Source organism: Actinomycetospora atypica, from assembly GCF_042653685.1.
GTDB lineage: Bacteria > Actinomycetota > Actinomycetes > Mycobacteriales > Pseudonocardiaceae > Actinomycetospora > Actinomycetospora atypica.
Window position 1 is genome coordinate 1 of sequence record NZ_JBHSIV010000111.1, and the last position, 548, is coordinate 548.

The 548-nt window shown below is 71.7% G+C and carries 1 protein-coding gene; it reads left to right on the plus strand.

The features are described 5' to 3' along the window. Positions 1–30: 30 nt before the first annotated feature. On the plus strand, positions 31–548 hold a 518-nt coding region (locus ACFPBZ_RS29540), incomplete at its 3' end, for an AMP-binding protein (RefSeq protein WP_378039668.1).

The window sequence follows — 548 nt, forward strand, 5'->3', positions numbered from 1 at the left end:
GTGCGCCCCGAGGACCGGGTGTACCAGGGTATGACGATCTCCTTCGACTTCTCCGTCGAGGAGATTTGGCCGACGTGGGCCGTCGGCGCGACCCTCGTCGCAGGCCCGACCGACGAGCGCCGCCTCGGGGCCGACCTGGCCGACTTCCTCGACGAGGCGCGTATCACGGTTCTCTACTGCGTCCCGACGTTGCTGGCGACCATCCCGCGTGACCTGCCGGGATTGCGCGCGATCATGGTCGGTGGTGAGGCCTGCCCGGCCGAGCTCGTCGAGCGCTGGAGCCGCGGTGGTCGCCGCATGCTGAACACCTACGGGCCCACCGAGGCCACCGTCACGGCGACCTGGTGCGAGCTGCTGCCCGGGCGGCCGGTGACTATCGGTCGGCCCCTGCCCACCTACTCCGCGGAGCTCATCGACCCGGAGGACCCCGGTCACCGACGGACGCCCGCGGGCGGGATCGGTGAGATCGTCCTGGGTGGGCCCGGCGTCGCCCGCGGTTACGTGGGACGCCCCGACCTGACGGCAGAGAAGTTCCTGGTGCTGGGCGG